Origin of the sequence: Neisseria shayeganii 871, assembly GCF_000226875.1 — a bacterium.
GTDB lineage: Bacteria > Pseudomonadota > Gammaproteobacteria > Burkholderiales > Neisseriaceae > Eikenella > Eikenella shayeganii.
This window is the reverse complement of record NZ_JH164926.1, coordinates 2,043,794-2,068,342: the sequence shown is the minus strand read 5'-3', so window position 1 is coordinate 2,068,342 and position 24,549 is coordinate 2,043,794. Positions and strand designations below refer to the sequence as shown.

General features: G+C 59.4%; 21 protein-coding genes and 2 pseudogenes. 14 read left to right on the top strand and 9 right to left on the bottom strand.

Annotation, left to right across the window (positions count from 1 at the left end):
- Window positions 1-7 precede the first annotated feature (7 nt).
- A complete protein-coding gene (locus HMPREF9371_RS09550; RefSeq protein WP_009119886.1) occupies window positions 8-1,759 on the top strand; it encodes a PglL family O-oligosaccharyltransferase in 1,752 nt (583 codons plus the stop codon).
- A 133-nt stretch (window positions 1,760-1,892) separates the two neighbouring features.
- On the opposite strand, the gene HMPREF9371_RS09545 is transcribed toward HMPREF9371_RS09550, so the two are convergent.
- Window positions 1,893-2,702 (bottom strand): cytochrome C assembly family protein, encoded by an 810-nt coding sequence (locus tag HMPREF9371_RS09545; protein WP_009119885.1) that lies wholly within the window; start codon window positions 2,700-2,702, stop codon window positions 1,893-1,895.
- 371 nt (window positions 2,703-3,073) lie between these two features.
- Here HMPREF9371_RS09545 and ffh point away from each other — a divergent pair, with 371 nt between their 5' ends.
- The 3 genes and pseudogenes from ffh to HMPREF9371_RS13645 all read left to right on the top strand — a co-directional run.
- Window positions 3,074-4,435 (top strand): signal recognition particle protein, encoded by a 1,362-nt coding sequence (ffh, locus tag HMPREF9371_RS09540; protein ID WP_009119884.1) that lies wholly within the window; start codon window positions 3,074-3,076, stop codon window positions 4,433-4,435.
- A gap of 223 nt (window positions 4,436-4,658) precedes the next feature.
- The gene (locus HMPREF9371_RS09535; RefSeq protein ID WP_009119882.1) at window positions 4,659-5,000 is read left to right on the top strand and encodes a hypothetical protein; all 342 of its coding nucleotides are present in this window, start codon (window positions 4,659-4,661) and stop codon (window positions 4,998-5,000) included.
- 15 nt (window positions 5,001-5,015) lie between these two features.
- A pseudogene (locus HMPREF9371_RS13645) lies at window positions 5,016-5,197 on the top strand (hypothetical protein); the annotation flags it as partial.
- 64 nt (window positions 5,198-5,261) lie between these two features.
- Here the strand turns inward: HMPREF9371_RS13645 and HMPREF9371_RS09530 are convergent.
- Both HMPREF9371_RS09530 and HMPREF9371_RS09525 read right to left on the bottom strand, forming a co-directional pair.
- The gene (locus HMPREF9371_RS09530; RefSeq protein ID WP_009119881.1) at window positions 5,262-6,428 is read right to left on the bottom strand and encodes an NnrS family protein; all 1,167 of its coding nucleotides are present in this window, start codon (window positions 6,426-6,428) and stop codon (window positions 5,262-5,264) included.
- Between the two features lie 101 nt (window positions 6,429-6,529).
- Entirely contained in the window at window positions 6,530-6,901 is a 372-nt protein-coding gene (locus HMPREF9371_RS09525) for a hemerythrin domain-containing protein (protein ID WP_009119880.1), read from the bottom strand.
- 146 nt (window positions 6,902-7,047) lie between these two features.
- Between HMPREF9371_RS09525 and hemC the strand changes: the two genes are divergently transcribed.
- Window positions 7,048-7,986 carry a hydroxymethylbilane synthase gene (gene hemC, locus HMPREF9371_RS09520; RefSeq protein WP_009119879.1) on the top strand — a complete coding sequence of 313 codons (939 nt, stop codon included), beginning with the start codon at window positions 7,048-7,050 and terminating at the stop codon, window positions 7,984-7,986.
- Window positions 7,955-9,385, top strand: coding sequence for a hypothetical protein (locus HMPREF9371_RS09515; protein WP_156787024.1), 1,431 nt, complete (start codon window positions 7,955-7,957; stop codon window positions 9,383-9,385). Before hemC ends, HMPREF9371_RS09515 begins: the two co-directional genes overlap by 32 nt.
- A 69-nt stretch (window positions 9,386-9,454) precedes the next feature.
- Here HMPREF9371_RS09515 and proB read toward each other — a convergent pair whose 3' ends face one another.
- Window positions 9,455-10,582, bottom strand: coding sequence for a glutamate 5-kinase (gene proB, locus HMPREF9371_RS09510; protein WP_009119877.1), 1,128 nt, complete (start codon window positions 10,580-10,582; stop codon window positions 9,455-9,457).
- Between the two features lie 135 nt (window positions 10,583-10,717).
- Here proB and HMPREF9371_RS09505 point away from each other — a divergent pair, with 135 nt between their 5' ends.
- Genes HMPREF9371_RS09505 through HMPREF9371_RS09495 form a run of 3 tightly spaced genes read left to right on the top strand, consistent with a single transcriptional unit; the run spans window position 10,718 to window position 12,766 of the window.
- Window positions 10,718-11,104: an MAPEG family protein gene (locus HMPREF9371_RS09505; RefSeq protein ID WP_040660465.1), complete on the top strand. Its 387-nt coding sequence runs from the start codon at window positions 10,718-10,720 to the stop codon at window positions 11,102-11,104.
- 53 nt (window positions 11,105-11,157) lie between these two features.
- Window positions 11,158-12,294: a GTPase ObgE gene (gene obgE, locus HMPREF9371_RS09500; protein WP_009119875.1), complete on the top strand. Its 1,137-nt coding sequence runs from the start codon at window positions 11,158-11,160 to the stop codon at window positions 12,292-12,294.
- A gap of 4 nt (window positions 12,295-12,298) precedes the next feature.
- Window positions 12,299-12,766 (top strand): copper resistance protein NlpE, encoded by a 468-nt coding sequence (locus HMPREF9371_RS09495; RefSeq protein ID WP_009119874.1) that lies wholly within the window; start codon window positions 12,299-12,301, stop codon window positions 12,764-12,766.
- A 122-nt stretch (window positions 12,767-12,888) separates the two neighbouring features.
- Here the strand turns inward: HMPREF9371_RS09495 and HMPREF9371_RS09490 are convergent, their stop codons facing one another.
- A complete protein-coding gene (locus HMPREF9371_RS09490; protein ID WP_009119873.1) occupies window positions 12,889-14,706 on the bottom strand; it encodes a bifunctional chorismate-binding protein/class IV aminotransferase in 1,818 nt (605 codons plus the stop codon).
- Window positions 14,707-14,890: 184 nt separating this feature from the next.
- Here HMPREF9371_RS09490 and HMPREF9371_RS09485 point away from each other — a divergent pair, with 184 nt between their 5' ends.
- Complete coding sequence (locus HMPREF9371_RS09485; RefSeq protein WP_009119872.1) at window positions 14,891-16,582, top strand: vWA domain-containing protein; 1,692 nt, start codon at window positions 14,891-14,893, stop codon at window positions 16,580-16,582.
- A 56-nt stretch (window positions 16,583-16,638) separates the two neighbouring features.
- Here the strand turns inward: HMPREF9371_RS09485 and HMPREF9371_RS13640 are convergent.
- A pseudogene (locus HMPREF9371_RS13640) lies at window positions 16,639-16,811 on the bottom strand (ATP-dependent exonuclease).
- 171 nt (window positions 16,812-16,982) lie between these two features.
- Here HMPREF9371_RS13640 and HMPREF9371_RS09480 point away from each other — a divergent pair.
- Both HMPREF9371_RS09480 and HMPREF9371_RS09475 read left to right on the top strand, forming a co-directional pair.
- A complete protein-coding gene (locus HMPREF9371_RS09480; protein ID WP_009119870.1) occupies window positions 16,983-19,220 on the top strand; it encodes a TonB-dependent siderophore receptor in 2,238 nt (745 codons plus the stop codon).
- A 6-nt stretch (window positions 19,221-19,226) separates the two neighbouring features.
- Window positions 19,227-20,198: an alpha/beta hydrolase gene (locus tag HMPREF9371_RS09475; RefSeq protein ID WP_009119869.1), complete on the top strand. Its 972-nt coding sequence runs from the start codon at window positions 19,227-19,229 to the stop codon at window positions 20,196-20,198.
- On the opposite strand, the gene HMPREF9371_RS13635 is transcribed toward HMPREF9371_RS09475, so the two are convergent.
- Entirely contained in the window at window positions 20,191-20,346 is a 156-nt protein-coding gene (locus HMPREF9371_RS13635; protein WP_083814005.1) for a lipoprotein signal peptidase, read from the bottom strand. The two genes, HMPREF9371_RS09475 and HMPREF9371_RS13635, sit on opposite strands and share 8 nt — an antisense overlap.
- Before the next feature lie 95 nt (window positions 20,347-20,441).
- On the opposite strand from HMPREF9371_RS13635, the gene purM reads away from it, so the two are divergent.
- Window positions 20,442-21,476 (top strand): phosphoribosylformylglycinamidine cyclo-ligase, encoded by a 1,035-nt coding sequence (gene purM, locus HMPREF9371_RS09470; protein WP_009119867.1) that lies wholly within the window; start codon window positions 20,442-20,444, stop codon window positions 21,474-21,476.
- Between the two features lie 152 nt (window positions 21,477-21,628).
- On the opposite strand, the gene HMPREF9371_RS09465 is transcribed toward purM, so the two are convergent.
- Both HMPREF9371_RS09465 and clpX read right to left on the bottom strand, forming a co-directional pair.
- A complete protein-coding gene (locus HMPREF9371_RS09465) occupies window positions 21,629-21,832 on the bottom strand; it encodes a hypothetical protein (protein WP_009119866.1) in 204 nt (67 codons plus the stop codon).
- 58 nt (window positions 21,833-21,890) lie between these two features.
- Entirely contained in the window at window positions 21,891-23,135 is a 1,245-nt protein-coding gene (gene clpX / locus HMPREF9371_RS09460) for an ATP-dependent Clp protease ATP-binding subunit ClpX (protein WP_040660462.1), read from the bottom strand.
- Window positions 23,136-23,449: 314 nt separating this feature from the next.
- On the opposite strand from clpX, the gene HMPREF9371_RS09455 reads away from it, so the two are divergent.
- A complete protein-coding gene (locus HMPREF9371_RS09455) occupies window positions 23,450-24,343 on the top strand; it encodes a serine hydrolase (RefSeq protein ID WP_232203098.1) in 894 nt (297 codons plus the stop codon).
- Window positions 24,344-24,549: the final 206 nt, after the last annotated feature.

Sequence of the window (24,549 nt, the reverse complement as noted above, 5' to 3'; positions counted from 1 at the left end):
TGGATTGATGATGCAGCATTTGTCTTGGCCGCTTCGAAGTTTTCTGTTTTGTTTTGCGGCCGCTTATTTTTGGGGCGTGTTGAGCATACAACATTATTTGCCATCACTGGGCTTGGATATGTATATCAACCAGTATGTGGCGGCTTTGTTAAGCTTGGGCCTCTGTATATTCTTTCTCGGTGAAAAAAACGATACATGCCGATCCATCTCCGCTGGAGTGCTGTTGTGGTTTGCTTTGCTGTTCTGTTTGCTTCTGCAGCCGCTGTTGAATCAGATTATGTATCCTGACGGCTTGGTTTTTCCCATTGCGTCGGTTTTTTTATGCCTGTTTTTAGCCTGGGGTGTACTTAATTTAAATGAAACCACCAAGCAGACGCTTGTTTATTGGGTGGCCATATTATTGGTAACGGTTGGGCTATTGACAGCTTTGAGTCAAGTTGCCCAGTTGATGCCGCAAAATCCATTGACCGGCATCTTGTTTTTCCCTATTTCGGGAAATCGCTTAACCGGAAATATTGCTCAAGTGAATCAGGCTGCATTTGTTGAGGCCATGGGAATTTGTGCAGCGGTATATTTATTTTTCAATGCTAAAGAAAAGAAAATCATACATTTCTTTTGTGCAATATCTGTTTTTTTCTTGGCAATGGGCGTTGCATTATCAGCCAGCCGGGGAGGGATGATTCTAGCAGGGGCGGCGGCAGTCAGCTGCGCAATTTTTTATGCTGTTCCATTGCGCCGCCGCTTGAGTTTGGCTGTGCTGTTTATTTTGCTTGCTTCTTTGGGGTATGTATTAGGCGAGTTCATCTTAAATCGCTATCTGCCTGGCGGGGTGACTGCTGTTGGGAGATTTGGTTCGGGGGAAGGTTTTTTTGTTTTAAGGAAGGCGCTGCTGGAAAATGCTTGGCTTGCTTTTCAAGATAACTGGCTTCTCGGAATCGGCTGGGGAAATTTCAATGGCGTTAATGCCCAAAACTTTGAGGAGGTAAGCTGGTTTACTTCCTCGCATCATGCTCACAATTTTATTGCACAGCTTGCGGCTGAGTTAGGTGTGTTTGGGTTATTAATTATTTTGGGATTTTTCTGGGTATTGATCCGTAATTTTAAATGTAAATTGCCTTTATATTGTGCATTTTCTTATTCCGTCTTATCCATTATATTTTTATATTCTCTTAGTGAATTTCCTTTGTGGTATTTGCGCTTTCTCATGTTGGCTGCTTTTTTTATTGCAGTTATAGAGAAGCCGCTTACCCCTTTAAGTAAGCACTACCGCTGGCTGGGGATAAGCATCTCAGCGCTGGTATTTTTGGGAAGTATTTTTTATATTCGCCATTATCAAAACTATATCAGTGTTGCCTATCAAATAGAAATGGCGCATGATGCAGTTGAAGAAAATTTGGACTCATACAAGAAGTTGGGAAAAGTTTTTGGCTATGGTGAATATGATGATTTAATGATTTATACTATTTTGCCGGTTAGTGATGAAAATTTAGAGCATCACATACAGCTTGGCAAGCGGGTTTTGCACATGAATTCAAGCCCTGATTTGTTGATAAAACAGGCAAATCTATTGGTCTTGGCGGGAAAATCCGAAGAGGCTGATAGGCTGTACCGGGCTGTTTGCCTTTCTGATAATTTACAGAAGAGAAAGTGTGTGGAAATTTTTGCCATGTTACAGCAGGCAGCGCATGATCATCCGGATATATTTACCCCGTATTTTGAGCGATTTAAGCTTTGGTATGACATTTCTTTGCAAGATTGATTTTTCTTTAAGTAATGGGTGATGGCTTTCTATGCACCATGGAGCGCTTAGATAGATAAAACATACCTGTTAAGAAAACTAAAGGCTACCTGAAACCCTTTCAGGTAGCCTGTTCCCTATCCGCCATCTTTGACTACCCCCGCTGCAACAACACCTGCAGCACAAATTTACTGCCGATATAGGCCAGCATCAGGCTGGCGAAGCCGGCGAGGCACCAGCAGGCGGCTTTGCGGCCGCGCCAGCGGCGGGTGCGGTGCAGCAGCAGAATCATGGCGTAAATCAGCCAGGCGGCGAGGCCGAAAACGGTTTTGTGCGTCCACGCCATCGGGTGGCCGAACACGGCGGGGGCGAATACGGTGCCGCTGAGGGCGGAAACAGTGAGCAGGACAAAGCCGAGCAGCATGCTTTGGAACATCAGTTTTTCCAGGCTGAGCAGCGGCGGCAGGAAAGAAACCAAGGGGGAAAAGCGGTGGCGGCGCAGATCGCGGTCGAGCAGCAGAATCAGCCAGGCAAACAGGGCGGCGATGCCGAACAGGCTGTAGGAAAGCAGGGAGGCGGTGATGTGCAGCACAAAGGGCAGGTGGGCCACGGCGGTGCCGCCGGTGTGCTGCGGCAGCAGGGCGGCGGCCAGCATGCCCAAGGCGGCCAGCGGGTAGAGCAGCAGTTGCAGCCCTTTGAGCGGATAGAAAAAACTGCCGCCCCAATACAGCATCAGCATCAGCCAGGTAACCATGCTTAAGGCGTAGCCGAAGCCGGAAAGAAAGGCCTGCTGCTGCACCACGGGCAGCCAAACGGCGGCGGCGTGCGCCAAGAGGGCGGGGATCAGCACCGCCATTTCGCCCTTGAGCGGATAGTGCTGCGGGGCGTTGGGGCGGCCGAAGCGCCAAACAAAGGCGCTCATGGCGGCATAAAAAGCGGCCAGTAAAAGGGAAAGCAGGGTCATGGTGGGGCTTTAAGCTGGCGGCGGGCGTTCAGGTAGCCCGATGTCGGTTTCGGGACAATTTCGGCGACTGTGCCGCGCGCGTGGTGTAAAATGCGGCGATTTTATAACAAAACCCCTAGGGCGTGCCGTCATAAAGCGTTGCGGCGGTATTTTTGGTCAAAACCCGCATCTGCGGCGTTAAAAATGCTCGCAAGATGTCCAATCTTGCTGCGCTGGCTGGCTTGACTAGCGAAGCGTGTCAAACCGCCCTCTTCGAGTGAGCCTTGAAGCTGCAGATTTTGCCTCAAAAAACCGCTTCGCAAGCATGATGAAGACACGCCCTACGGCGCGGGCGTTTGCCGGCGCCGGTTTGCCGAAACATAAGGACAACCATGTTAGAAAACTTATCCAGCCGCCTGAGCCAGATGAGCAAAAACCTGCGCGGTCAGGCACGTTTGAGCGAAGACAATATCAAAGACGCGCTGCGCGAAGTGCGCATGGCGCTGTTGGAGGCCGATGTGGCCCTGCCGGTGGTGAAGGATTTTGTAGCCAAGGTAAAAGAGCGCGCCATCGGCCGCGAAATTGCCGACAGCCTCACGCCCGGCCAGGCTTTTATCGGCATCGTGAACCAAGAGCTGGCCGAATTGATGGGCACGCAGAACAGCAGCCTCAATCTGGCCGCCGTGCCGCCGGCGGTGGTGCTGATGGCCGGTTTGCAGGGCGCGGGTAAAACCACCACTGCGGGCAAGCTGGCGCGCCTGCTGAAAAGCGAAGGCAAAAAGAAAATCCTGCTGGTGTCGGCCGACGTATACCGCCCCGCGGCCATCGAGCAGCTGCGCCTGCTGGCCGAGCAGGTGGGCGTGAACTTCTTCCCTTCCGATACCTCGCAGCAGCCGGTGGCGATTGCCGCGGCGGCGCTGGATTATGCCAAAAAGCATTTTTACGACGTGCTGATGGTGGATACCGCCGGCCGCCTGGCCATCGATCAGGAGATGATGGACGAAATCAAGGCGCTACATGCGGCGGTGAAGCCGGTGGAAACCCTGTTTGTGGTGGATGCCATGCTCGGCCAAGACGCGGTGAACACCGCGCAGGCGTTTAACGAGGCGCTGCCGCTCACCGGCGTGGTGCTCACCAAGATGGACGGCGATTCGCGCGGCGGCGCGGCTTTGTCGGTGCGCCAAGTAACCGGCAAGCCGATTAAGTTTATCGGTACCGGCGAGAAAATCAGCGGCTTGGAGCCTTTCCACCCCGACCGCATTGCCAGCCGCATTTTGGGCATGGGCGACGTGCTCACCCTGATTGAAGACGTGCAAAAGGGCATCGACGAGGAAGTGGCCGCCGAAATGGCGAAAAAGCTGCACAAAGGCAAGGGCTTCGACCTCAACGATTTCAAAGCGCAGATTCAGCAGATGAAAAACATGGGCGGTTTGGAATCGCTGATGTCCAAGCTGCCGGGCGAATTCGGCCAGCTCTCGGCGCAGATTCCCGAAGGCACGGCGGAAAAAGCCATGGGCCGCGTGGAGGCCATCATCAATTCGATGACGCCGAAAGAGCGCAGCAACCCCGCGCTGATCAAGGCCAGCCGCAAACGCCGCATCGCCGCCGGCGCGGGCGTGAGCGTGCAGGAAGTGAACAAAATGCTCAAGCAGTTCGAGCAGTCGCAAAAAATGATGAAGATGTTCAGCGGCAAGGGCATGGGCAAGCTGATGCGCATGGCGCAGGGCATGAAAGGCTTGTTTCCCGGCCGTTGATAGAAAGCGAAGGTCTCAGGCTACCTGAAAGGCCGGTTAGGGTTTCCAGGTAGCCTCAGCACGTTTGGCAAAACACCCGCTTGGTCACTTTGGTCAAATCTGTGTTTCAGTAAGTAAAGACCAGCGGGCTGCGTTGCCTGCACGGTTATAATCGCCATCCTGCTGCGGACAGCCTGTTTGGCCGCCGCCCCTGTTTTTGTTGTAAGTTGTAAAAGGAAAAAACATGATTTCTGCACGCACCTTATTTGCCTTTGCTGTTCTATCGGCGGCTGCTTGTGCCGTGGCGCAACCCTCGTTGGAGGCACCGGCCGGCGCCATTCGTGCGGGCTCGATGGCCAATGAAATTCTGGTGCGCGACACCATGACGCCTGTGATGATCAGTGCCCACACCCAGGGCTGCCAATCGCCGCAGGGTGTTGCGCCGTTTTTAAAAGCCGAGCCCAGCGGCGCCGTCGGCCAGCGCCAATGGCAGGAAATCTGGGTGGTGCAATGCGGCAATCAAAACTATCTGGTGGACGTTACGTTCAAGGAAACCGCCACCGGTGTTACCTACATCGTTAAATGAGATGGGCCGAGACCTTTGCAAAACCCCCATCTGTGGCGCATTTCCGCGTTGTGCGTTTATGCCCTATGGGTACTGCTCGCTCGCTTGCCTATCTTCATGATATGTCTGTCCCACAGGGATTCCTGGTGTTCACACTCGCTGCGCTGCTACGCCTTGAACTGCATCCACATCTGGAGGTTTTGCAAAGGTCTCGGGCCGCCTGCGCGCCCCATAGAAAAAGCACTTCCAAGCGAAGTGCTTTTTTGTTTGATCGGGAAAGCTTTATCCCGCTTTGCCGTCCGTGCGCGGCGCAATCAGCCACGGCAGGTAACGCCAAAGATACAGTAAAAGCGCGGCGGCAAACAGGGCGGCGGAAAGATAGAGGCTGTGCTGGTAGGCAGTCGGCTGTACATACAGCATCACCGCCGCCAGCGCGCGCACCAAAGCGGCCGCGGTCATCAGCCAAAAAGCGGTCGTCATCAGCTTGGGCGCGGGATAAAGCGGCCGGCCGGTGTGCCCCAGCGCGGTGCGCACCATCATGCCCACAGTCATCACGCCGATGCCGCCCACGGCAAACAGATGCACGCCCAAGCTGTTCCACTTCGGCAGCCAATGGCCGATGCCCATCACGATTAAGCCCGCGCCGGTAAAGGCAAAGCCGAGAAACAGCACCCACAGCATCGGCTCTTTCGCCACTTCCGGCCGCCACCAGCGCCGTGTTTGCACCAGCAGCAGGCCGCCGGTGGCCACGGCAACGGCCGCCGCCGCGGGCAAGGCTACCTGAAAGCCGTACAGCAGTGCCATCAGCAGCGGCGCGGCCAGCGACGCGGTCATGATATGGGGATGGGACGCCACTTGTTCGCCGCCCAGCCGTTTGGCGGTGAAAAACGGCACCACGCGCATGCCGATGAGGCCGATAAAGCCGGCCACTACGCTTAAGCCGGCCAACAAGCCGTTTTGCAGGCCGTCAAAGCGGCCGCGGGCTACCTGAAACTGAAACACCGCCAACAGCAGGCCGAACACCGCCAAGGCCGCCACCGCCAGATAATTGCGCCGGTTGCGGCTGCGCCACACCGCCGCGCCCATATACCCCGCCGCCAGCCAATAAAACGCCACGCCGGCCGCCGCCCCCGGTATTGCCAACACGCCGACAAACGCGCCCAGCCGCGCCAGCAGCCACAGGGCGGCCAGCAGCATCAGCGCTTTGCCTTGTGTGCGCGGCTGGCCGGTCCAAGTGGCCACGGCGGTGAGCAGAAAACCCACCACCACCGCGCCGGTGTAGCCCCAAATCATTTCGTGGGCGTGCCAGTAAAAGCCGGGCAGGGCGGCGGTGCCGGTGTGGCCGAAGCCCCACAGCAAAACGGACAGCGCACCGTAGCAGGCGGCCAAGAGATAGAAAGGGCGGAAGGCCATGCCCCACAGGGGGTGGCGGGGAGAGAGGATGTTCATGGTGGGTGTGAGGTCAATAATCGGGGGAAGGGAATACGCCGACTGCGCCTTTCTCTTGGTATGCGTGGTTTTTGCCACTCAAAACCGTTTCACAAGAAAGCTTAGAGCAGGCGCTCAGGCAGCAGGGGCGTGAGGGCGGGAAACAGCACCCGTTCTTCAAAACGGGCGTGTTCGCGCAGGGTTTCGGCAAACTGGCGTTTCCATTCGGCATCGTCCCAAGCCGGGGCGGCCAGCATGGCGCGCAGGCGGGCGTGGTCTTCGTTAAAACGCGCTTGCAGCTCGGGCTGCCCGAGCGCGGCCCACAAGGGGGCGAACTGCGCTTCTTCGGCGGCGAAGTGGGCCAGCAAATCGTTTTGGTGGGCGGCGATGTCGGCACGGTGGTCGGCCGCGGGGTCGCGCAGTATCCGCAGGCACAAAGCCAGCGAATGGTGGTGGTCTTGCGACAGGGGAATCAACAGCGGGTGGCGTTTCATGGGCAAATCTCCGGTTGGCCGTCGTTTCAGGTAGCCTGCAGCAGCCGGCCTGCCGATTATGGAAGCCGGGGGCACGGGCGTCAATACGCCGCTTGGCGGGTTTCGTGGTAGACTAGCCGCCTTTTTTCTGAGCCGGAAACTTCAGTATGCATCCGAAAAAATTGGTCATTGCCAGCCGCGAGAGCGCGTTGGCCATGTGGCAGGCCGAACACATCCGCAGCCGCCTGCAGACGCTGTATCCCGATTGCGAAGTCAGCATTTTGGGCATGACCACGCGCGGCGACCAGATTCTCGACCGCACTTTGTCGAAAATCGGCGGCAAAGGGCTGTTTATCAAAGAGCTGGAACAGGCGCTGCAAGACGGCCGCGCAGATTTGGCCGTGCATTCGATGAAAGACGTGCCGATGGCGCTGCCCGAAGGTTTCACGCTGGCCGCCGTCAGCGAGCGGGCCAATCCTTTCGATGCTTTTGTGGCCAATGATTTCGAGCGTTTGGAAGACCTGCCGGCCGGCGCGGTGGTGGGCACGTCCAGCCTGCGCCGCGAAGCCCAGTTGCGCGCGCGTTATCCGCATCTGCAGGTGCGGCCCTTGCGCGGCAATGTGCAAACCCGTTTGGCCAAGCTCGACGCCGGCGAATACCAAGCCGTGATTCTGGCGGCGGCCGGCCTGCAGCGTTTGGGTTTGGACGGCCGCATCCGCCAAATCCTCTCGCCCGCCGACAGCCTGCCCGCCGCCGGCCAAGGCGCTTTGGGCATAGAGATTGCCGCGGGCCGTTACGATTTGCTGGAAATCCTCAACCCGCTCAACCACCCGCTGAGCAATGCCTGCGTTACCGCCGAACGCGCTCTGGCACGAGCCTTGGGCGGCAGCTGCCAAGTGCCCTTGGCCGCCTACTGCACCGAAGGCGAAGGGCTGCTCACCCTGCACGGTTTGGTCGGCCATCCCGACGGCTCGGTGATTTTGCAGGCATCGGCGCAGGCGCCGCTGGCTTATGCGGATGCCCTCGGCCGTGCCGTGGCCAAAAAGCTGGCCGACGACGGCGCGCAGGAAGTAATTGAAGCGGTGTTGGCCGAACAGGCTACCTGAAACGGCGTGTGCCAACACCATCGGATTTGATTGGGGAGAAAGCGCCATGCGCTTGTTTTTCAGTTTGGCCGCCGCGTGTGCGGCCCTTTCTGTGGCCTTGTTTTACGGGCTGCCGCAATGGCTTCAGGCGCGGCAGATTGAAGCCGCGGCCGCCGATGTGCGCCTGCTGAATGCGGAAGAGCCGCCGCCCGCCGCCGGGCAGCGCAACGTTTTTGCCGCTTTGTGGTTGTTCAACCACGATATTCCTCCTGCCGAGCAGGAAGAATTGGTGCGCCGTTACGGCGCGGCCATGAACCATTCGCCGCAGATGATGACCGATTTGGCACCCCGCCGCCTGCATGAAATGGAAATGGAGTCCCCGGCCTGTTTGGAGGACACCGTGGCCGCGTGCATCAGCCAGATGCGTAGCGACCCCGCCGCCATCCCAAACGCTTTGGCCGGCCGCGAGCGGCTGTTGGCCAATATCGACGCCTTGGCCGATTACGATGTGTTCCACCACTCCTATTGGCCCGACGGGCACAGCGGAGTGGAGAGCCTGAGAATGCCCAATCTGCGCCCGCTCACGCAAGAGGGTACACTGTATCCGCTGTTGCTGTGGCAGCAGCAGGGCGCGGCAGCCGGCCTGCGCCAAGCCTGCCGGCAGATGAAAACCGGCCGCCTGCTGCTGCAGGGCCGTCCGGGCTTGATTTATCCGATGGTCGGCAGTGCCGTATTGCGCCGCAATATCGACGTGGCCGCCCACATTCTGGCCGAGCAGCCGCAATTGGCCGGCGAGTTGCCTGACGATTGTTTGGAAGCGTTCGACCCGTTGCCGCTGGCCGAACTCAGCCTCTGCCGCGCCATGCGCGACGAATTCCGCCTCTACCGCCAAACCGTACACGACTTTGCCGTCTCCGTTGCCGCCGAGCGGCCCTGGGGTTGGCTGACGGCACTGCAGATGGACGAAGCGCACAGCGAAGCACGTTTGGCGCCCCATTATGCGCCGGCCTGCCGCGGCTCGGCGGCCGATATTCTGGGGCGCGACCAAGCGTGGCCGGATATGCCGCCGCCGCGCCAAGGCTGGGCGCAACGCTGGGCCTGCATCGGCAATGCGGCGGGCTGCGGCCTGACTGCGGACGATATGCGGGTGGATTTTGCGGGTTATGTTCGCCGTATGCAGGATAGCCAGATGCGCCTGAATGCGATGCGCGCCCTGATTGCGCTGTACCGTTTGCCGCCCGACGCGCGCCGTTCGGCTGCGGTGGAGCGGATTCTGACCGTGTACAGCACGCCGCAGCGGCAGCTGTCGCTGCACGGCGGCCAGCTGCATTTTCCGCTGTATGCCCCTCCGAAAGACCAAAAACGCTATCCGCCGGCTTTGCCGGTGGTGGCAGGTTTTGTGGTGGTGGATGAGCGTTAGCTTGGCGGCCGATAAGGTAAAAAGGCTACCTGAAAGGGTTTCAGGTAGCCTTGATGATTGATGATGCAGTCAGCGCACCAATGCCATATTGTCGCGGTGGATCAGCTCGTCTTCCGACACATAGCCCAGCCGGGCGGCGATCTGCTCCGACGGCGTGCGCAGGATTTTGGCGGTTTCGCCGCTGGCGTAATTGGCCAGGCCGCGGGCGATTTCGCGGCCTTGGCCGTCGAGCACCGCCACCAGTTCGCCGCGGTGAAACTGCCCCTGCACCGACACGCAGCCCACCGGCAGCAGGCTGCCGTTTTTCTCGGTCAGCGCGCGGGCGGCGCCGTCGTCCACCACCACGCTGCCGCACAGCTGCACATGGCCGAGCAGCCATTGTTTGCGTGCGTTGAGGCGGCTATATGCCGGGGTAAACAGGGTGCCGATGCTCTCGCCTTCGGCCAGCCGCAGCAGAATGTCGGTTTCCCGGCCGGAGGCCACCACGGTGGAAGCGCCGCTGAGTGCGGCGCGGCGGGCGGCCAGCACCTTGGTGTACATGCCGCCGGTGCCCACGCTGCTGCCCGCGCCGCCGGCCATGCGTTCCAAATCGGGGTGGTCGGCGGCGATGTGGGGAATCAGGCGGGCGGAGGGGTTGCGGCGCGGATCGCTGTCGTAAAGGCCGTGCTGGTCGGTGAGGATCACCAGCGCGTCGGCTTCGATGAGGTTGGTCACCAAAGCGCCGAGGGTGTCGTTGTCGCCGAGTTTGATTTCTTCGGTGGTGACGGTGTCGTTTTCGTTGATCACCGGCACAATGCCTTTGGCCAGCAAGGTGCGCAGGGTGCTGCGGGCGTTCAGGTAGCGTGTGCGGTTGCTGAGGTCTTCGTGGGTGAGCAGGATTTGCGCGGTGTGCATGCCCAGTGGGGCGAACACGTTTTCATAAGCCTGCGCCAGCCCCATCTGCCCCACGGCGGCGGCGGCCTGCAATTCGTTCAAAGCCTTGGGTCGGCCGGGCCAGCCCAAACGCTTGATGCCCTCGGCAATCGCCCCGCTCGACACCCACACCACTTGCACGCCGCGTGTTTTGAGCGCCGCAATCTGCGCCGCCCAACGCGCCAGCGCCTGCTGGTCGATGCCGTCGCCGCCGGCGGTGACCAGGCTGGAGCCGACTTTCACCACCAGCAGTTTGGCGTGCATCAGATTACGCAGAGGATTCATCACGGGCTACCTGAAAAGAAAAACGAAGCGCGGATTGTGCCACAGAGCCGGCAGAAAGATAAGGGAAGGGGCGGATTATCCTTTATAATGCGGAGCGCTTTGCGTTTTGTGTTTGCCGCCCGAAGGAGGTGCGTCGTGACTTTAGCCTATTTCTGCATTTTGATAGCCGTGTTTCTGCCCCTGTTTTGCGCCGCCTACGCCAAAAAGGCGGCCGGTTTCAACTTTGCCGCCGACAACCGCAATCCGCGCGATTTTCTGGCCAAAACCGAAGGCCGCGCCGCCCGTGCCAACGCCGCCCAGCAAAACAGCTACGAAGTGTTCGCCCCCTTTGCCGCCGCCGTGCTGGTGGCGCACGCCACCGGCGGGGCTGTCCAAGGCGTGATCAATTTTTGGGCGCTGCTGTTTGTGGCCAGCCGCCTGCTGTATATCTATTGCTATATCTGCGACAAACACACCCTGCGCTCGCTCTCGTTTACCGTCGGCTTGGTCTGCATCGTGGCCCTGTTTGTGGCGGCGTTTTAGTGTTCAGGTAGCCTGTCATATCAAGAATTCAAAAACCAATCGGAAACCCATCCATGAAATTTATTGACGAAGCCAAAATCGAAGTGGTTGCCGGCCGCGGCGGCAACGGCGCGGTGAGCTTCCGGCGCGAGAAATTCGTGCCGCGCGGCGGTCCTGACGGCGGTGACGGCGGCCGCGGCGGCAGCGTGTTTGCCGTGGCCGACGAAAACGTGAACACCTTAGTGGAATACCGCTTTGTCAAACGCTATCAGGCCAAAAACGGTGAGAAGGGACATGGCTCCGACCGCTACGGCGCGGGCGCGGACGACATCGAACTCAAAATGCCGGTCGGTACCGTGATCCGCGACACCGACACCGACGAAATCGTGGCCGACCTCACCCACCACGGCCAGCGCGTTTGCCTGGCGCGCGGCGGCAAAGGCGGCTTGGGCAACATCCATTTCAAATCCTCGGTCAACCGCGCGCCCAAGCAGTCCACGCCCGGCGAGGAAGGCGAGGCGCGCAGCCTGCAGCTGGAATTGAAAGTGCTGGCCGACGTGGGCCTGCTCGGCATGCCCAATGCCGGCAAATCCACCCTGATCCGCGCCGTATCCGCCGCCCGCCCGAAAGTGGCCGATTATCCGTTTACCACCCTGCATCCGAATTTGGGCGTGGTGCGTTTGGACGAAAATCACAGCTTTGTGATGGCCGACATTCCCGGCCTGATTGAAGGCGCGGCCGAGGGCGCGGGGCTGGGCCACCGCTTTCTGAAGCATTTGGCGCGCACCGGCCTCTTGCTGCACGTGGTGGATTTGGCGCCTTTTGATGAGGCCGCCAACCCCGCCGCCGAAGCCCTGGCGATTGTGGACGAGCTGCGCCGTTACGACGAAGCGCTGTATCAGAAGCCGCGCTGGCTGGTGTTGAACAAGTTCGACATGCTGCCCGAAGACGAGCAGGCAAGCCGGGTGGCCGAATTTTTAAGCGCCATCGGCTGGGATTATCCCGAGCCGGACGACCGCTTCGGCTTCGACCGCGATACCCCGCGCGTGTTCCGCATCAGCGCGCTCACCCATCAGGGCACGCAGGAATTGGTACAGACCATCCAGCGTTATCTGGAGGCGGAAAAAGCCCGTTTGGCCGAGGAGGCGGCTGCCGAACCGCCAGCCGCTTCGGCGTCGGCCACCGATACCGATGTGTTGAAACCGGAGTGATGACATGAAACATTATGTTTGGATTGCGGCAGCGGTTTTGCTGGCCGCCTGTTCGCCGCAAGATGGCGCCGCCCCGCAGGCCGCTTCTGCGGCTTCCGCCCCGGCTGCCGCCGTATCGCAGCCGCTTGCTGACGGCGCCCACCCCAGCCGCGACGTGCTGGATTGGGCCGGCACCTACCGCGGCAAACTGCCGTGCGGCTCCTGCGAAGCCATCGAAACCGAGCTGGTGTTGCAGCAGGACGGCGGCTACCGCTTGGTGGAAACCTATCTGGAGCGCGAGCCGGTGCGCACCGAGGTATCCGGCCGCTTTGAATGGCTGGACGACGGCAGCCGCATCCGTTTGGACGAAGCGGGCGACCAGCGCTATTACCTGGTGGGCGAAAACCGCATCTGGGGAATGGATGCCGAAGGCAACCGTTTGGAAGGCGAGATGGCGGATTTGTATAGCTTGCAGAAAGCGGAAGCGCCGTAAGGCTGCGGGCGGGAGAGCCGCATACATTCTAGGCTACCTGAAAGCGTTTTCAGGTAGCCTTTGGTTTGGCTGTTGCAAAGGCCTCAGGCTACCTGAAAACCCCATCATGGATTGGGCTTGGTTTAAGCGCTTGTCTGCAAATGCATCCGCATCACGCCGCGTACGGCGTTGGCGGCCACGATTTCGTCGGCCTGCAGCAGCGTGCGGCGGGTCATCAAGCCTTCCTGCACGCTGTCGGTGTCGGCGCCCAGATGGGTTTCGGGGTCGGCCAGTATCCGCTGCCGCATCACGCTGTCGAGGATGTCGAGCGACAGCGGCGGGGTGTACCAAATGCTGCCGAAGCGCACGAAGATGCTGCTGCGGCCGCCTTCGAGGAGGTGGCCGTCTTCGTTGAACAGCAGGCTGTCGAAGGCACCTTGGGCTTCGGCCTGCTGCCAGGCTTGGTCGAACAGGCGGCGGCGGCTGGTTTTGAAACGGCGCAAAAAGTCGTGCCGCGGCAGGCTGAGGGGGCTGAGGATGAGGTAAGGGGAGACGGCGGGCAGTTCGTGCAGCGGCCGGAGGCTGAATTCGGCGCGGCCGTCGGGGAAATACTCGAGGCGCAGCAGAGCGGGGCGTTGGTCGGCCGAGGCCTGTTCGGCGATGTGCTGCCAAAGCGCTTCATTGGGCGGCGGGAAGCGCAGGATGTCGGCGCTGTGCTGCAGGCGGCGGCGGTGCAGGGGCAGCAGCGGGCAGGCGCCGTGTTCGAGACGCATGCTTTCGATGAGGGAAAAATCGGGCGGCAGGCTACTGAGAAAACGGGCTTTCCAGCCGCATTCTCGGTATTCGTCTTCGGCTTGGCTGTCGGTTACGATGCCGCTGCCAACGCCGAAAACGCCGCGGTAGCGGTTGCTGTCGGGCAGCGGGTTGAGCAGCAGGGTGCGGATGGCCACGTTGAGGGTGCCGTGAAAGCCGAGGCCGCTGGGGCAGGGTTTCAGGTAGCCTATGCTGCCGGTGTAGAGGTGGCGCGGGCTGCTTTCGAGTTGGCGGATTTTTTCCAGGCTCATGTGTTTGGGTGCGCCGGTGATGGAGCCGCAGGGGAAGGTGGCGCGCAGGAGTTGGGCGGCGGTGGTGCCGGGGCGGGGCAGGGCGCGGATGCGGCTGGTCATCTGCCACACTTGGCCGAAGGGGCGCACGGTGAAGACTTCGGGCACGCTCACGCCGCCGGTGACGGCGATGCGGCCGAGGTCGTTGCGCAGCAAATCGACAATCATCACGTTTTCGGCGCGGTTTTTCGGGTCGAGGCGCAGGGCTTCGGCGCGTTCGGCGTCGCCTTCGTCGCCCAAAAGCGGGGCGGTGCCTTTCATCGGCTCGGTTTCCACGCTGCCGTCTTCGCCGATGCGCAGAAACAGCTCGGGGGAGAGACAGAGCGTCCATTGGTGGGCTTCTTCAGGCAGTTTGGCGAGGAAGCCGTAGGGCACGGGCTGGCGTTGGCGCAGACGGCGGTAGAGGGCGGCGGGGCTGCCGTAGCTTTCGCTGTGCAGGCGGGTGGTGTAATTGATTTGATACACCTCGCCGCGGGCAATGGCGGCTTGGATGTCGGCAATGTGTTTCAGGTAGCCGGTTTCGTCGGTGTCGGCGGCGAGGGCGCAGAGGCCGGCGCTGTCGTCGGTGCGGTAGGCGGACAGCCAATGGTTGAGCGCCTCGGGGTCGAGCAGGGTTTCTTCGGCAAACCAGTGGATGCCGGCGCTGTTGCGGCCGTGGCCCGGTTCGGGGTAATGCAGGGCGTGGCCGAATTCGTAGGGCAGGCAGAGGCAGACGTGCCAGCCTTGTGCCCAGCCCGCTTGCAGTTCGGCATCGAGGCGGTCGAGTTGGTCGGGGCTCAGGCGCAGGCTGCGGCGGTGCTGGGTCAGCAGGCGGGCCTGCCCGCTGTGGGCGTCGTCAAACAGGGCGAAATAGGGCATGGCGGGCGGTGGGAGTCGGAACGGCGCGGATTGTAGCACGGCGGGCATCGGGGCTGTTTGTGCGGCGGGTGCACAGTTAGATTAGGTTAAATCTCTGCCGGGCCGTGGTTTTCAGGTAGCCTGAAACGCGGGGCTCGGGCTATGATGGCGCGGATTTTCAACAGTGCAACTCAGGAGAAACATCATGTTGTGGCAGCATTCAGTCAGCCGGGCGGCCGTGGCGGCCGCGCTGGCCATGTGTACCCAGGCGGCGTGGGCGGATTCGGTGCATCAGGTTTGCCAGCGCTATTTGCAGAGCGAGCCGGAGGAGCGGCTGGTGTCTGCGCCCCCTTCGGCGGCCGCCATCCGTCACATTGAAGTGGCGCAGGTGCGCTCTGCCCTGAGGACGGCCGAAAAAATGATGCCGGCCGCATCGCCTGCTGCGATTGCCCCTGAAGCGGCGCCTATGCCGCGGCAAAACACCGAACGCTACGGCCATCAAGCAGCCAATCCGGTGCACAGCACGGCCGAACAGGCGGTGTCCACCTTCAGCATTGACGTGGACACCGGCAGCTATGCCAATGTGCGCCGCTTCCTCAGCCGCGAAAACCGCCTGCCGCCGGCCGATGCGGTGCGTATTGAGGAGCTGATCAATTATTTCGACTACGGCTACGCCCCGCCGCGCGACGGCAAGCCGTTTGCCGTGCACACCGAAGTGGCCGACTCGCCCTTCCGCGAGCAAGCCAAGCTGTTGCGCATCGGCATCCAGGCCAAAGAAATGAGCACCGCCGCCCTGCCGCCGGCCAATTTGGTGTTTCTGGTGGATGTGTCCGGCTCCATGATGAGCCGCGACAAGCTGCCGCTGGTGAAATACACCCTGTGCACGCTGGCGCACCAAACCCGCGCACAAGACCGCGTCACCCTGATTACCTATGCCGACGGCAACCGCGTGGTGCTGCCCGCCACGCCCGGCAACCAGCGGCAGAAAATCCTCAATGCGCTGGACGGCTTGAAAGCGGGCGGTGCGACCGCCGGCGAAAACGCCATGCAGCAGGCCTACCGCGAAGCGCAGCGCGGCCATGTGCGCCACGGCATCAACCGCATTCTGCTGGCCACCGACGGCGACTTTAACGTGGGCATCACCAACTTCGAAACCCTCAAAAGCATGGTGGCCGAAAAACGGCGCAGCGGCGTATCGCTCACCACCTTGGGCTTCGGCACCGGCAACTACAACGAGCACCTGATGGAGCAGCTGGCGGACGCCGGCGACGGCAACTACAGCTACATCGACGGCCCCGAAGAAGCGCGCAAAGTATTGCAGCGCCAGCTTTCCTCCACCCTCGCCACCGTGGCGCAAGACGTCAAAGTGCAGGTGGAATTCAACCCCGCAACGGTGAAAGAATACCGCCTAATCGGCTATGAAAACCGCATGCTGGCGCGCGAAGATTTCAACAACGACCAAGTGGATGCCGGCGACATCGGTGCCGGCCACAATGTGACCGCGCTATATGAAATCATTCCCGTCGGGGCCGAGGGCTGGTTGCCGGCCAGCCGCTATCAAAACGCCCCGGCCGCCGAGGGCAACCCCAGCGAATACGCCTTCATCCGCCTGCGCTACAAACTGCCCGGCCAAAGCAACAGTCTGCTGATCCACCAGCCGGTGGCGGTGGGCAGCGTGCCGTTGGCCCGGAGCAGCAACGCCACCCGCCAAGCCGCGGCCGCAGCCGCTTACGGCGAACTGCTGCGCGGCGGCAAATACAGCGGCGCAACCGGCTGGCCGCAAACCCTGTCTTTGGCCAAGTCCGCCCAATCGCCCGACCGCTACGGCCTGCGCCGCCAATTCGTGGGCCTGATCGAAAAAGCACAGTCGCTCAGCAGCCGCCGGCCGCAAGAATAGGCTGACGGCTTGGAAACAGGCTACCTGAAACCGATGGCCGCCAGGCGTGCATGGTTTCAGGTAGCCTGAGACCTTTGCAAAACCGCCAGATGTGGATGCAGTTCAAGGCGTAGCAGCGCAGCGAGCGTGAACGTCAGGAATCCCTGTGGGACAGACCTATCATCTAGATAGGCAAGTGAACGAGCAGTACCCATAGGGCATAAACGCATAACGCAGAAATGCGCCGCAGATGGGGGTTGCAAAGATCTCAGTTTTTATCTTGAAAAACCGCTCTGTAAACTACACCAAGGTGCTACTAACAGGCCCTAAAACGACTAACCTTTATCAAAATAATTGATAATTATTTTTAATTAATGCAGAATATTTGCTCATCTTAACAACTCTCCACTTTTCTTAGCATATGAATTCTGCACAGACATTCCGTTTTTCCGCGCCCCGCTTCACTCTGCTTTATTTGCTATTGCTCGGCGCATTCTCTGCTTTTGCGCAAGGCACAGACGGAGCGGAGCAGGAAGAAAGCATCGAGCTGGAAAGCATCACGGTTACCGGTAAACGGCCATCTGCTTGGCAGTCGCCAAGCGGTGTGGTGGCCACCCGCAGCGCCACGGCCACCAAAACCGATACCCGGTTGCTGCATACGCCGGCATCGGTTTCGGTGATCACGCAGGATCAGATGCGGCAAATGGGGGCGCAGAATGTGGCGCAGACATTGCGTTATACGCCGGGTACGTTTTCCGAATCGCGTACCAGCCGCCGCTACGACAGTATTTTTTTGCGCGGCTTCGGCGGTTTCGGCGGCAATGCCAACTTTGTCCAATATCTTGACGGACAGCGTTTGCCGGCCGGACAAGGCTACCTGAAAAGTGCCATTGATCCGTATTTGTTGGAGCGGATTGATGTGGTGCGTGGCGCCAACTCTGTGCAATACGGCCAAATCAATCCCGGCGGTTTGGTCAATCAAATCAGCAAACGCGCCTATTTTGAGCCGAGCAGGGAAGTGGCGGTTGAGGCCGGCCATGACAGCAACCGCTTTGTCGGTTTCGACATCAACCAGCCTTTGGGGCAGGGAGAAAGCGTGGCCTTGCGGCTCACCGGTCTGCACCGGTACAGCGAATCGAAAACCGGCTTAGCCGCCGAGCGTTATGCCCTGGCTCCTTCGCTGACCTGGCGCATCGGCCCGCAAACCGAGCTGACGGCACATGCGCAGTGGCAGCACGATCCTGCCGGGGGCGACTACAATGCGGTGCCGGCTTATGGCACGTTGGAAAACAATCCGGCAGGTAATGTGCCGGAACATGCTTTTTTGGGCGAGCGCAGTTTTGAGCGCTTTAAGCGCGATACGGCGCTGTTGGGTTACCGCCTATCGCACACATGGAACGAAAACATTTCCTTACAGCATAATCTGCTCTATGCGCATGGGCGTTCTGAGTTCCGCAACACTTCATTGATGGGGCATCTGGGCGGCAGCACTTGGGCCAGAACGGCCACTGCCTCCGATGAAAAAATGCGCGGCATCCACACCGATGCCCAATTGCGCCTGCGCTTTCACACCGGTGCCGTCAAACATACGCTCAATATCGGTGCCGATTACCAAAACAACCGGGCCGAGCGCCTATTGGGCAATTTGCGCGGCGGAGCCGGGGTGCCGCCGGTGGATGCGGCCAATCCGCAGAGCAGCGTCATCCTCACGCCGCCTTGGCAGAGCGACGGCCGCAGGCGGCAGCAACAGCTTGGCCTGTATGTTCAGAACCAAATGGAAGCCGGCGCTTGGCTGGCGCAGCTGGGGGTACGCCATGACCGCGTACATACCCGGGAAACGGTGGACCAGCTGTTGCCGGCCTACCGACGGCAGCAGCATGACCGGCGGGACCACAAAACCACGTATCAGGCGGCGCTGATGTATCGGGCGGACAACGGTTTATCGCCTTACGCCAGCTATGCCACTTCATTTGAGCCGGTATCAACCCTGAATCTTTATGGCGACAAAAAACCGTTCCACGCCACCACGGCCGAGCAGTGGGAAATCGGCCTCAAATATCAGCCCGAGCAGTTTCGCGCTTTGTTCGGCCTGTCCGCTTTCCAGCTGACCCGGAATCATGTGCTGACCAAAGACACCCACACAGGGGCGCATCCGAGTGCGCAGATTCAAACCGGCCAGGTGCGCGTGAGGGGCATGGAGTTGGAAGCCCGGGCGGAATGGAACGAGCGCTGGAGCACCATTGCGGCGCTGACTTGGCTGAAGCCCGAAGTGACCCGTTCCAACATCAAAGAGGAGTTGGGCAGCCGCCCGGTGGGGCTGCCCGCCACCATGGCCTCGCTATGGCTGCAATATGCCTTGCTGAACGAGAGATTGAAATTGTCTGCCGGCATACGCCATGTGTCTGCCAGCTATGCGGATGTGGCCAACACGGTAAAAACGCCTGCCGCCACCTTGGTTGATTTGGGCGCCCGTTACGATTTGGGCCACCTCAGCCAAACGCTGCAAGGCGCGACGGCCTCGCTGAATATCCATAATGCGGCCGATAAAATCCATTACGGCGGCTGCTTTGCACGCGGCACCACCGGCAGTGCGCGCACCACCCAATGCTTCCCCGGCAGCCGCCGCAGCATTGTGTTCGGCCTCAATTACCATTGGTAAAACATCATGCGTTGGACGATTTTCTTGAGTGTGCTCAGTATATGTTTGGCCGCCCCGGCCGCCCGCAGTGAGCCGGCGGTGCCTGCGGCGCAATTGTCGCCGGCGGTGGTGCCGGGGGCGTATGAATACCGTTTACCCAGCCGCCATACCGGCAAAACCTACCGCATTCAGGTAGCCGCAGTCGGCCCGGCGCCGACACAGGGTTATCCGGTGCTGTATGTGTTGGACGGCGACGCATTTTTCCCGGTAGCGGCCATGGCCGCTCAAGGCATGTGGATGCGGGCGGAGGAAAACGGTGCGGTGCCCATGCTATTGGTGGGCGTGGGCTACTCCGACCAGCATTTTCTGGATTTGGCCGCCCGTGCGGAAGACTACACGCCTCCATCTGAAGATTACAGCCAAACCGGCGACCGTTTGAGCCGTCGCTTTGGCGGGGCAGACGCGTTCCACCGTTTTCTCACTGAAGAATTACGGCCCGATTTGGCGCACCGTTTTCCGTTGAATCCGCAGCAGCAAAACTTATTCGGCCATTCTTACGGCGGTTTGTTCGCTTTGTACAGCCTGATGAAATACCCGGCCAGCTTCCGCAACCGCTTGGCAGCCAGCCCGTCTATCTGGTGGAACCAACGCCGCATTCTGCAGGAATGGCCGGCTTTCTCGGGCCGCCTGGCTGCGGCGGGAGAGGGCCGGTTCGGATTGCGGCTCAGCGCCGGCCAATACGAAGAAACATTGGCTCCCCATCTGCCGCGCTCATCGCAGCGCCAAGCCGTATTGTCCGAGCGGGCCATGGTCAGCGAAGTGCAGCATTTCGGCGCACAACTGCTGAAGCCGCAGTATCGGCAGTTATCGGTGGAAACCGTCACCTATCCCGAAGAAACCCACGCCAGCGTGGCGCTGCTGGCCATTGGCGACGGCATCCGATGGCTGTATGCGCGTTGCCGAGAAGATGCCGGCTGCCGCCCGCCGCTTTTCAGGTAGCCTGAGACCTTTGCAAAACCCCCAGATGTGGATGCAGTTCAAGGCGTAGCAGCGCAGCGAGTGCAGACATATCAGACAGATAGGCAAGCGAGCGAGCAGCGCACAACGCAGAAATGCGCCGCAGATGGGGGTTTTGCAAAGGTCTCAGCCTGTCTGTGGCATATCGAAGCGGAAAGCCTGAATGAGGCGGTTAAAATCGGTTAAAATAAGCCCGTTTTTCTTTTCCGACTCAGAAAGCGCATCATGAGCCAATCTTTAAGCTACCGCGACGCAGGCGTGGACATCGACGCAGGCGACCAACTCGTTGAAAACATCAAACCTTTTGCCAAACGCACCATGCGCCCCGAAGTATTGGGCGATTTGGGCGGCTTCGGCGCACTGGTGGAAATCAGCAAGAAATACCAAAACCCCGTGCTCGTTTCCGGCACCGACGGCGTGGGCACCAAACTGAAACTGGCTTTCGATTGGGACCAACACGACACCGTCGGCATCGACCTGGTGGCCATGAGCGTGAACGACATTCTGGTGCAAGGCGCGGAGCCGCTGTTTTTCCTCGACTACTTCGCCTGCGGCAAACTCGATGTTGCCCGTGCTACCGACGTGATTAAAGGCATCGCCCAAGGCTGCGAAGCATCCGGCTGCGCCCTCATCGGCGGCGAAACCGCCGAAATGCCCGGCATGTATCCCGAAGGCGAATACGATTTAGCCGGCTTCGCCGTGGGCGTGGTGGAAAAAGACCAAGTCATCAACGGCCGCAGCATCGTGCCTGGCGACGTGGTACTGGGCTTAGCTTCCAACGGCGCACATTCCAACGGCTATTCGTTGGTACGCAAAATCATCGAGCGCGACCAGCCCGATTTGGACGCACCGTTTGACGGCAGCAAAACCCTGCGCCAAGCCATCATCGCGCCCACCCGCCTGTATGTGAAACCGATTCTCGCCGCGCTGAAACAGTTCACCATCAAAGGCATGGCGCACATCACCGGCGGCGGCATCACCGAAAACGTACCGCGCGTGCTGCCCGAAAATACCGTTGCCCAAATCGATGCCAACGCATGGCAAATACCCAAGCTGTTCCAATGGCTGCAACAAGCCGGCAATGTGGCGCAACAAGAAATGTACCGCACCTTCAACTGCGGCATCGGCATGGTCGTAATCATCGCCAAAGAAGATGCCGAAGCAGTGCAAAAATTCTTGGCCGAACAAGGCGAAACCGTTTACCGTTTGGGCGAAATCCGCGCACGCAACGGCGACGAACACCAAACCCAAGTGGCATAAGCAGCAAACTGCTCTGCTCAGCTTCTGTAACAGCTTTCAGGTAGCCTGAGAAGAAAAAACCGAGGCCGTTTCTGTTTGGACAGAAACGGCCTCGGTTTCTTGATGCGCGCTTTGATTGGGGTGGGCAATACTGGCCGCTTGTGTCTGGGCACTTAAGGTTCTTTGGCAGACGGCGGGTTTTGCTCCTGTCGCTTCATCAGCCGGTTGCGCCGTCTGACCATCGCCACCCAAAACATAAACAGGGTGGGCAGAATGGTCCAGAACACCAGATAAATCAAGGCCCGCGCCAAGGAAGGCTGGGCGATGGAGAACATTAGGGTGACGAAAATATAGCCGATGGCGACGATGTGCCACATGGTTTTGCTCCTCAGGCTACCTGAAAAAACACTTTGCCTTTTCAGGGAGCCTGTTTATTTAAGCGGCGTATTCGTTGCCGTCTTCACGCAGCAGTTTGGGCTGCTGTTGCCGGTCGATGACGGCTTCGTCAATGACCACGGTTGTGATCTCATCTTTGACATCGGGCAGGCGGTACATGGTTTCCAGCAGGGCGCGCTCGACAATCGAGCGCAGGCCGCGGGCGCCCGTTTTGCGGCTCATCGCCAACTTGGCGATGCTGCGCAGGGCAGAGGGCTGCACCTTCAATTCCACGCCCTCCATGGCAAACAGGGCTTGGTATTGTTTTACCAAAGCGTTTTTCGGCTCGGTGAGAATATTGATCAGCGCGTCTTCATCCAGTTCGGCCAGGGTAGCGATCACCGGCAGACGGCCGATTAATTCGGGAATCAGGCCGAATTTGATCAGGTCTTCCGGCTCCACCACTTCAAACAGCTCGGTGATATCGGCGTCTTCGTCTTTGCTGTGCACCGCCGCGCCGAAGCCGATGCCGCCTTTTTCGGTGCGCTGACGGATCACTTTCTCCAAGCCGGCAAAAGCACCGCCGCAGATAAACAGAATGTTGGTGGTGTCCACGTTGATGAACTCTTGGTTCGGGTGCTTGCGCCCGCCTTGCGGCGGCACGGAGGCCACGGTGCCTTCAATCAGTTTCAACAGCGCTTGCTGTACGCCCTCCCCGGAGACGTCGCGCGTAATCGAGGGGTTGTCGCTCTTGCGGGAGATTTTGTCGATTTCGTCAATATAGACAATGCCTTTTTGCGCTTTCTCTACGTCGAAATCGCATTTGCCCAGCAGTTTTGTGATGATTTGCTCCACATCTTCGCCCACATAACCGGCTTCGGTGAGTGTGGTGGCGTCGGCCATCACGAAAGGCACGTTCAGCTTGCGTGCCAGGCTTTGCGCCAGCAGGGTTTTGCCCGAGCCGGTGGGACCGATGAGCAGGATATTGGATTTGGACAGCTCGACGTTGTCGCCTTCTTTGGGGTGGCGCAGGCGTTTGTAATGGTTGTAAACCGCAACGGCCAAGGCTTTTTTGGCCTGCTCTTGGCCGATCACATGTTGGTCGAGGTTGGCCACGATTTCCGCAGGCGTGGGCAGACGGTCGTTTTCCGCGTCAGCGCCGGCATCGGCTTCCGCGTTATGGATCATATGGCTGCAGGTGTCGATGCACTCGTTGCAGATTAAGGCATCGTCTCCCTCAATCAGATTTTTGACTTCGTTTTCGGATTTGCCGCAGAAAGAACAATGGCGGAGGTCTTTACTCATGATGTTTGTACTGGAAAAAATGGCTGCAAAAGACGCGCCAGTATATAGAGTTACGCCCGCCATATCAAACGGCGCCCGGTTGTGCCGGCGATACGCAGCACGGGCGGATTGGGTAAAAAGGCTTTACAAGGCCGTGTTTTTTAACCAAAATGAATAAGGTTATGTTTTCAATCATAAATTGAACGTTTGCGTAAACGTGTGATGCGGCAGAATCTGCAGCCGCTTTGTTTGATTTAAGTAGTTGAGGTAAAACAAAAATGCAGTGGTTTCAGTTTAAGAAATGGGGCGTAGCCCTGGCCGCCGGGTTCAGCCTGATGGCATTCAGCTTACCGGCATCGGCGCAAGACGACATCGATGTATTGGGCGACTTTTTGGAGCAAAAGCTGCCGGTACAAGAAGATCCGCTGGGCAACTTCATCAGCAGCCGCCCGGCCGATGTGGTGGAAGCGCAGGCCGCATTGGCCGGCCCGCTGTTGTCTTCACAGTCGGCTTTGATCATGAACGGCCGCAGCGGCGAGATTCTCTATCAGAAGGGCATCGACCAAGTGCGCCCGATTGCCTCTATTTCCAAGCTGATGGCGGCCATGGTGGTGCTGGATGCGCGTCAAAACATGGGTGAGCAGCTGGAGATTACTACGGCTGAAATCGACCGTTTGAAAGGCACGTCCAGCCGCCTGAGCATCGGCACGGTCATGAGCCGTCGCGATATGCTGCATTTGGGTTTGATGAGCAGCGAAAACCGCGCCATCCATGCCTTGGGCCGCAATTATCCGGGTGGGATGCCGGCTTTTGTGGCGGCGATGAACCAAAAAGCGCAAAGTTTGGGCATGCACCAAACCCGTTTTTACGAGCCTACCGGTTTGGATTTCCGCAATGTTTCCACCGCCCGCGATTTGAGCCTGATGGTGCGGGCGGCCAACGAGTATCCGGTGATCCGCCAGTTCAGCACGGCCAATTCCGGCTCGGCCTATACCAGCAATGGCCGCGTGCAGCAATACCGCAACAGCAATGCGCTGATCCGTGAAGGCGCGTGGAATATTTCCCTACAGAAAACCGGCTACATCCGCGAAAGCGGCCGCTCGATGGTGCTGTATGCCAATGTGCAGCAGCAGCCTTTGGTAATTGTGCTGCTCAATTCGCCCTCCACCACCACCCGTGTGAACGATGCGCGTGCCATCCGCAACTGGGTGAGCGGCCGAGCCATTTAAGCGATCCGGCAGCAGCCGGGACGGAAAAAGGCTTGTAACCTTTGCGCCGCCCATCCTCACCTCACATCCGAAACCGCAGCCTGCGGTTTCGGATGTTTTCCTTGGTTTTGGCTAAATTTCCCTGTTTTTCAGGCAATCCGCCACCTTTTAGGCAGCAACAGGCACATTAGGGTTTGTTGTCCGCTTTCAGCAGGTTCACCCACATC

Excerpts from the sequence above, each read along its gene's own strand:
- hemC (WP_009119879.1), top strand. The coding sequence starts at position 7,048 with ATGCATCCGAAAAAATTGGTCATTGCCAGCCGCGAGAGCGCGTTGGCC.
- proB (WP_009119877.1), bottom strand. The coding sequence starts at position 10,582 with ATGAATCCTCTGCGTAATCTGATGCACGCCAAACTGCTGGTGGTGAAA.
- HMPREF9371_RS09465 (WP_009119866.1), bottom strand. The coding sequence starts at position 21,832 with ATGTGGCACATCGTCGCCATCGGCTATATTTTCGTCACCCTAATGTTC.
- purM (WP_009119867.1), top strand. The coding sequence starts at position 20,442 with ATGAGCCAATCTTTAAGCTACCGCGACGCAGGCGTGGACATCGACGCA.
- ffh (WP_009119884.1), top strand. The coding sequence starts at position 3,074 with ATGTTAGAAAACTTATCCAGCCGCCTGAGCCAGATGAGCAAAAACCTG.
- HMPREF9371_RS09545 (WP_009119885.1), bottom strand. The coding sequence starts at position 2,702 with ATGACCCTGCTTTCCCTTTTACTGGCCGCTTTTTATGCCGCCATGAGC.
- HMPREF9371_RS09525 (WP_009119880.1), bottom strand. The coding sequence starts at position 6,901 with ATGAAACGCCACCCGCTGTTGATTCCCCTGTCGCAAGACCACCACCAT.
- HMPREF9371_RS09535 (WP_009119882.1), top strand. The coding sequence starts at position 4,659 with ATGATTTCTGCACGCACCTTATTTGCCTTTGCTGTTCTATCGGCGGCT.
- HMPREF9371_RS09485 (WP_009119872.1), top strand. The coding sequence starts at position 14,891 with ATGTTGTGGCAGCATTCAGTCAGCCGGGCGGCCGTGGCGGCCGCGCTG.
- HMPREF9371_RS09455 (WP_232203098.1), top strand. The coding sequence starts at position 23,450 with ATGGCATTCAGCTTACCGGCATCGGCGCAAGACGACATCGATGTATTG.
- HMPREF9371_RS09490 (WP_009119873.1), bottom strand. The coding sequence starts at position 14,706 with ATGCCCTATTTCGCCCTGTTTGACGACGCCCACAGCGGGCAGGCCCGC.
- obgE (WP_009119875.1), top strand. The coding sequence starts at position 11,158 with ATGAAATTTATTGACGAAGCCAAAATCGAAGTGGTTGCCGGCCGCGGC.
- clpX (WP_040660462.1), bottom strand. The coding sequence starts at position 23,135 with ATGAGTAAAGACCTCCGCCATTGTTCTTTCTGCGGCAAATCCGAAAAC.
- HMPREF9371_RS09550 (WP_009119886.1), top strand. The coding sequence starts at position 8 with ATGATGCAGCATTTGTCTTGGCCGCTTCGAAGTTTTCTGTTTTGTTTT.
- HMPREF9371_RS09495 (WP_009119874.1), top strand. The coding sequence starts at position 12,299 with ATGAAACATTATGTTTGGATTGCGGCAGCGGTTTTGCTGGCCGCCTGT.
- HMPREF9371_RS09530 (WP_009119881.1), bottom strand. The coding sequence starts at position 6,428 with ATGAACATCCTCTCTCCCCGCCACCCCCTGTGGGGCATGGCCTTCCGC.
- HMPREF9371_RS09480 (WP_009119870.1), top strand. The coding sequence starts at position 16,983 with ATGAATTCTGCACAGACATTCCGTTTTTCCGCGCCCCGCTTCACTCTG.
- HMPREF9371_RS09475 (WP_009119869.1), top strand. The coding sequence starts at position 19,227 with ATGCGTTGGACGATTTTCTTGAGTGTGCTCAGTATATGTTTGGCCGCC.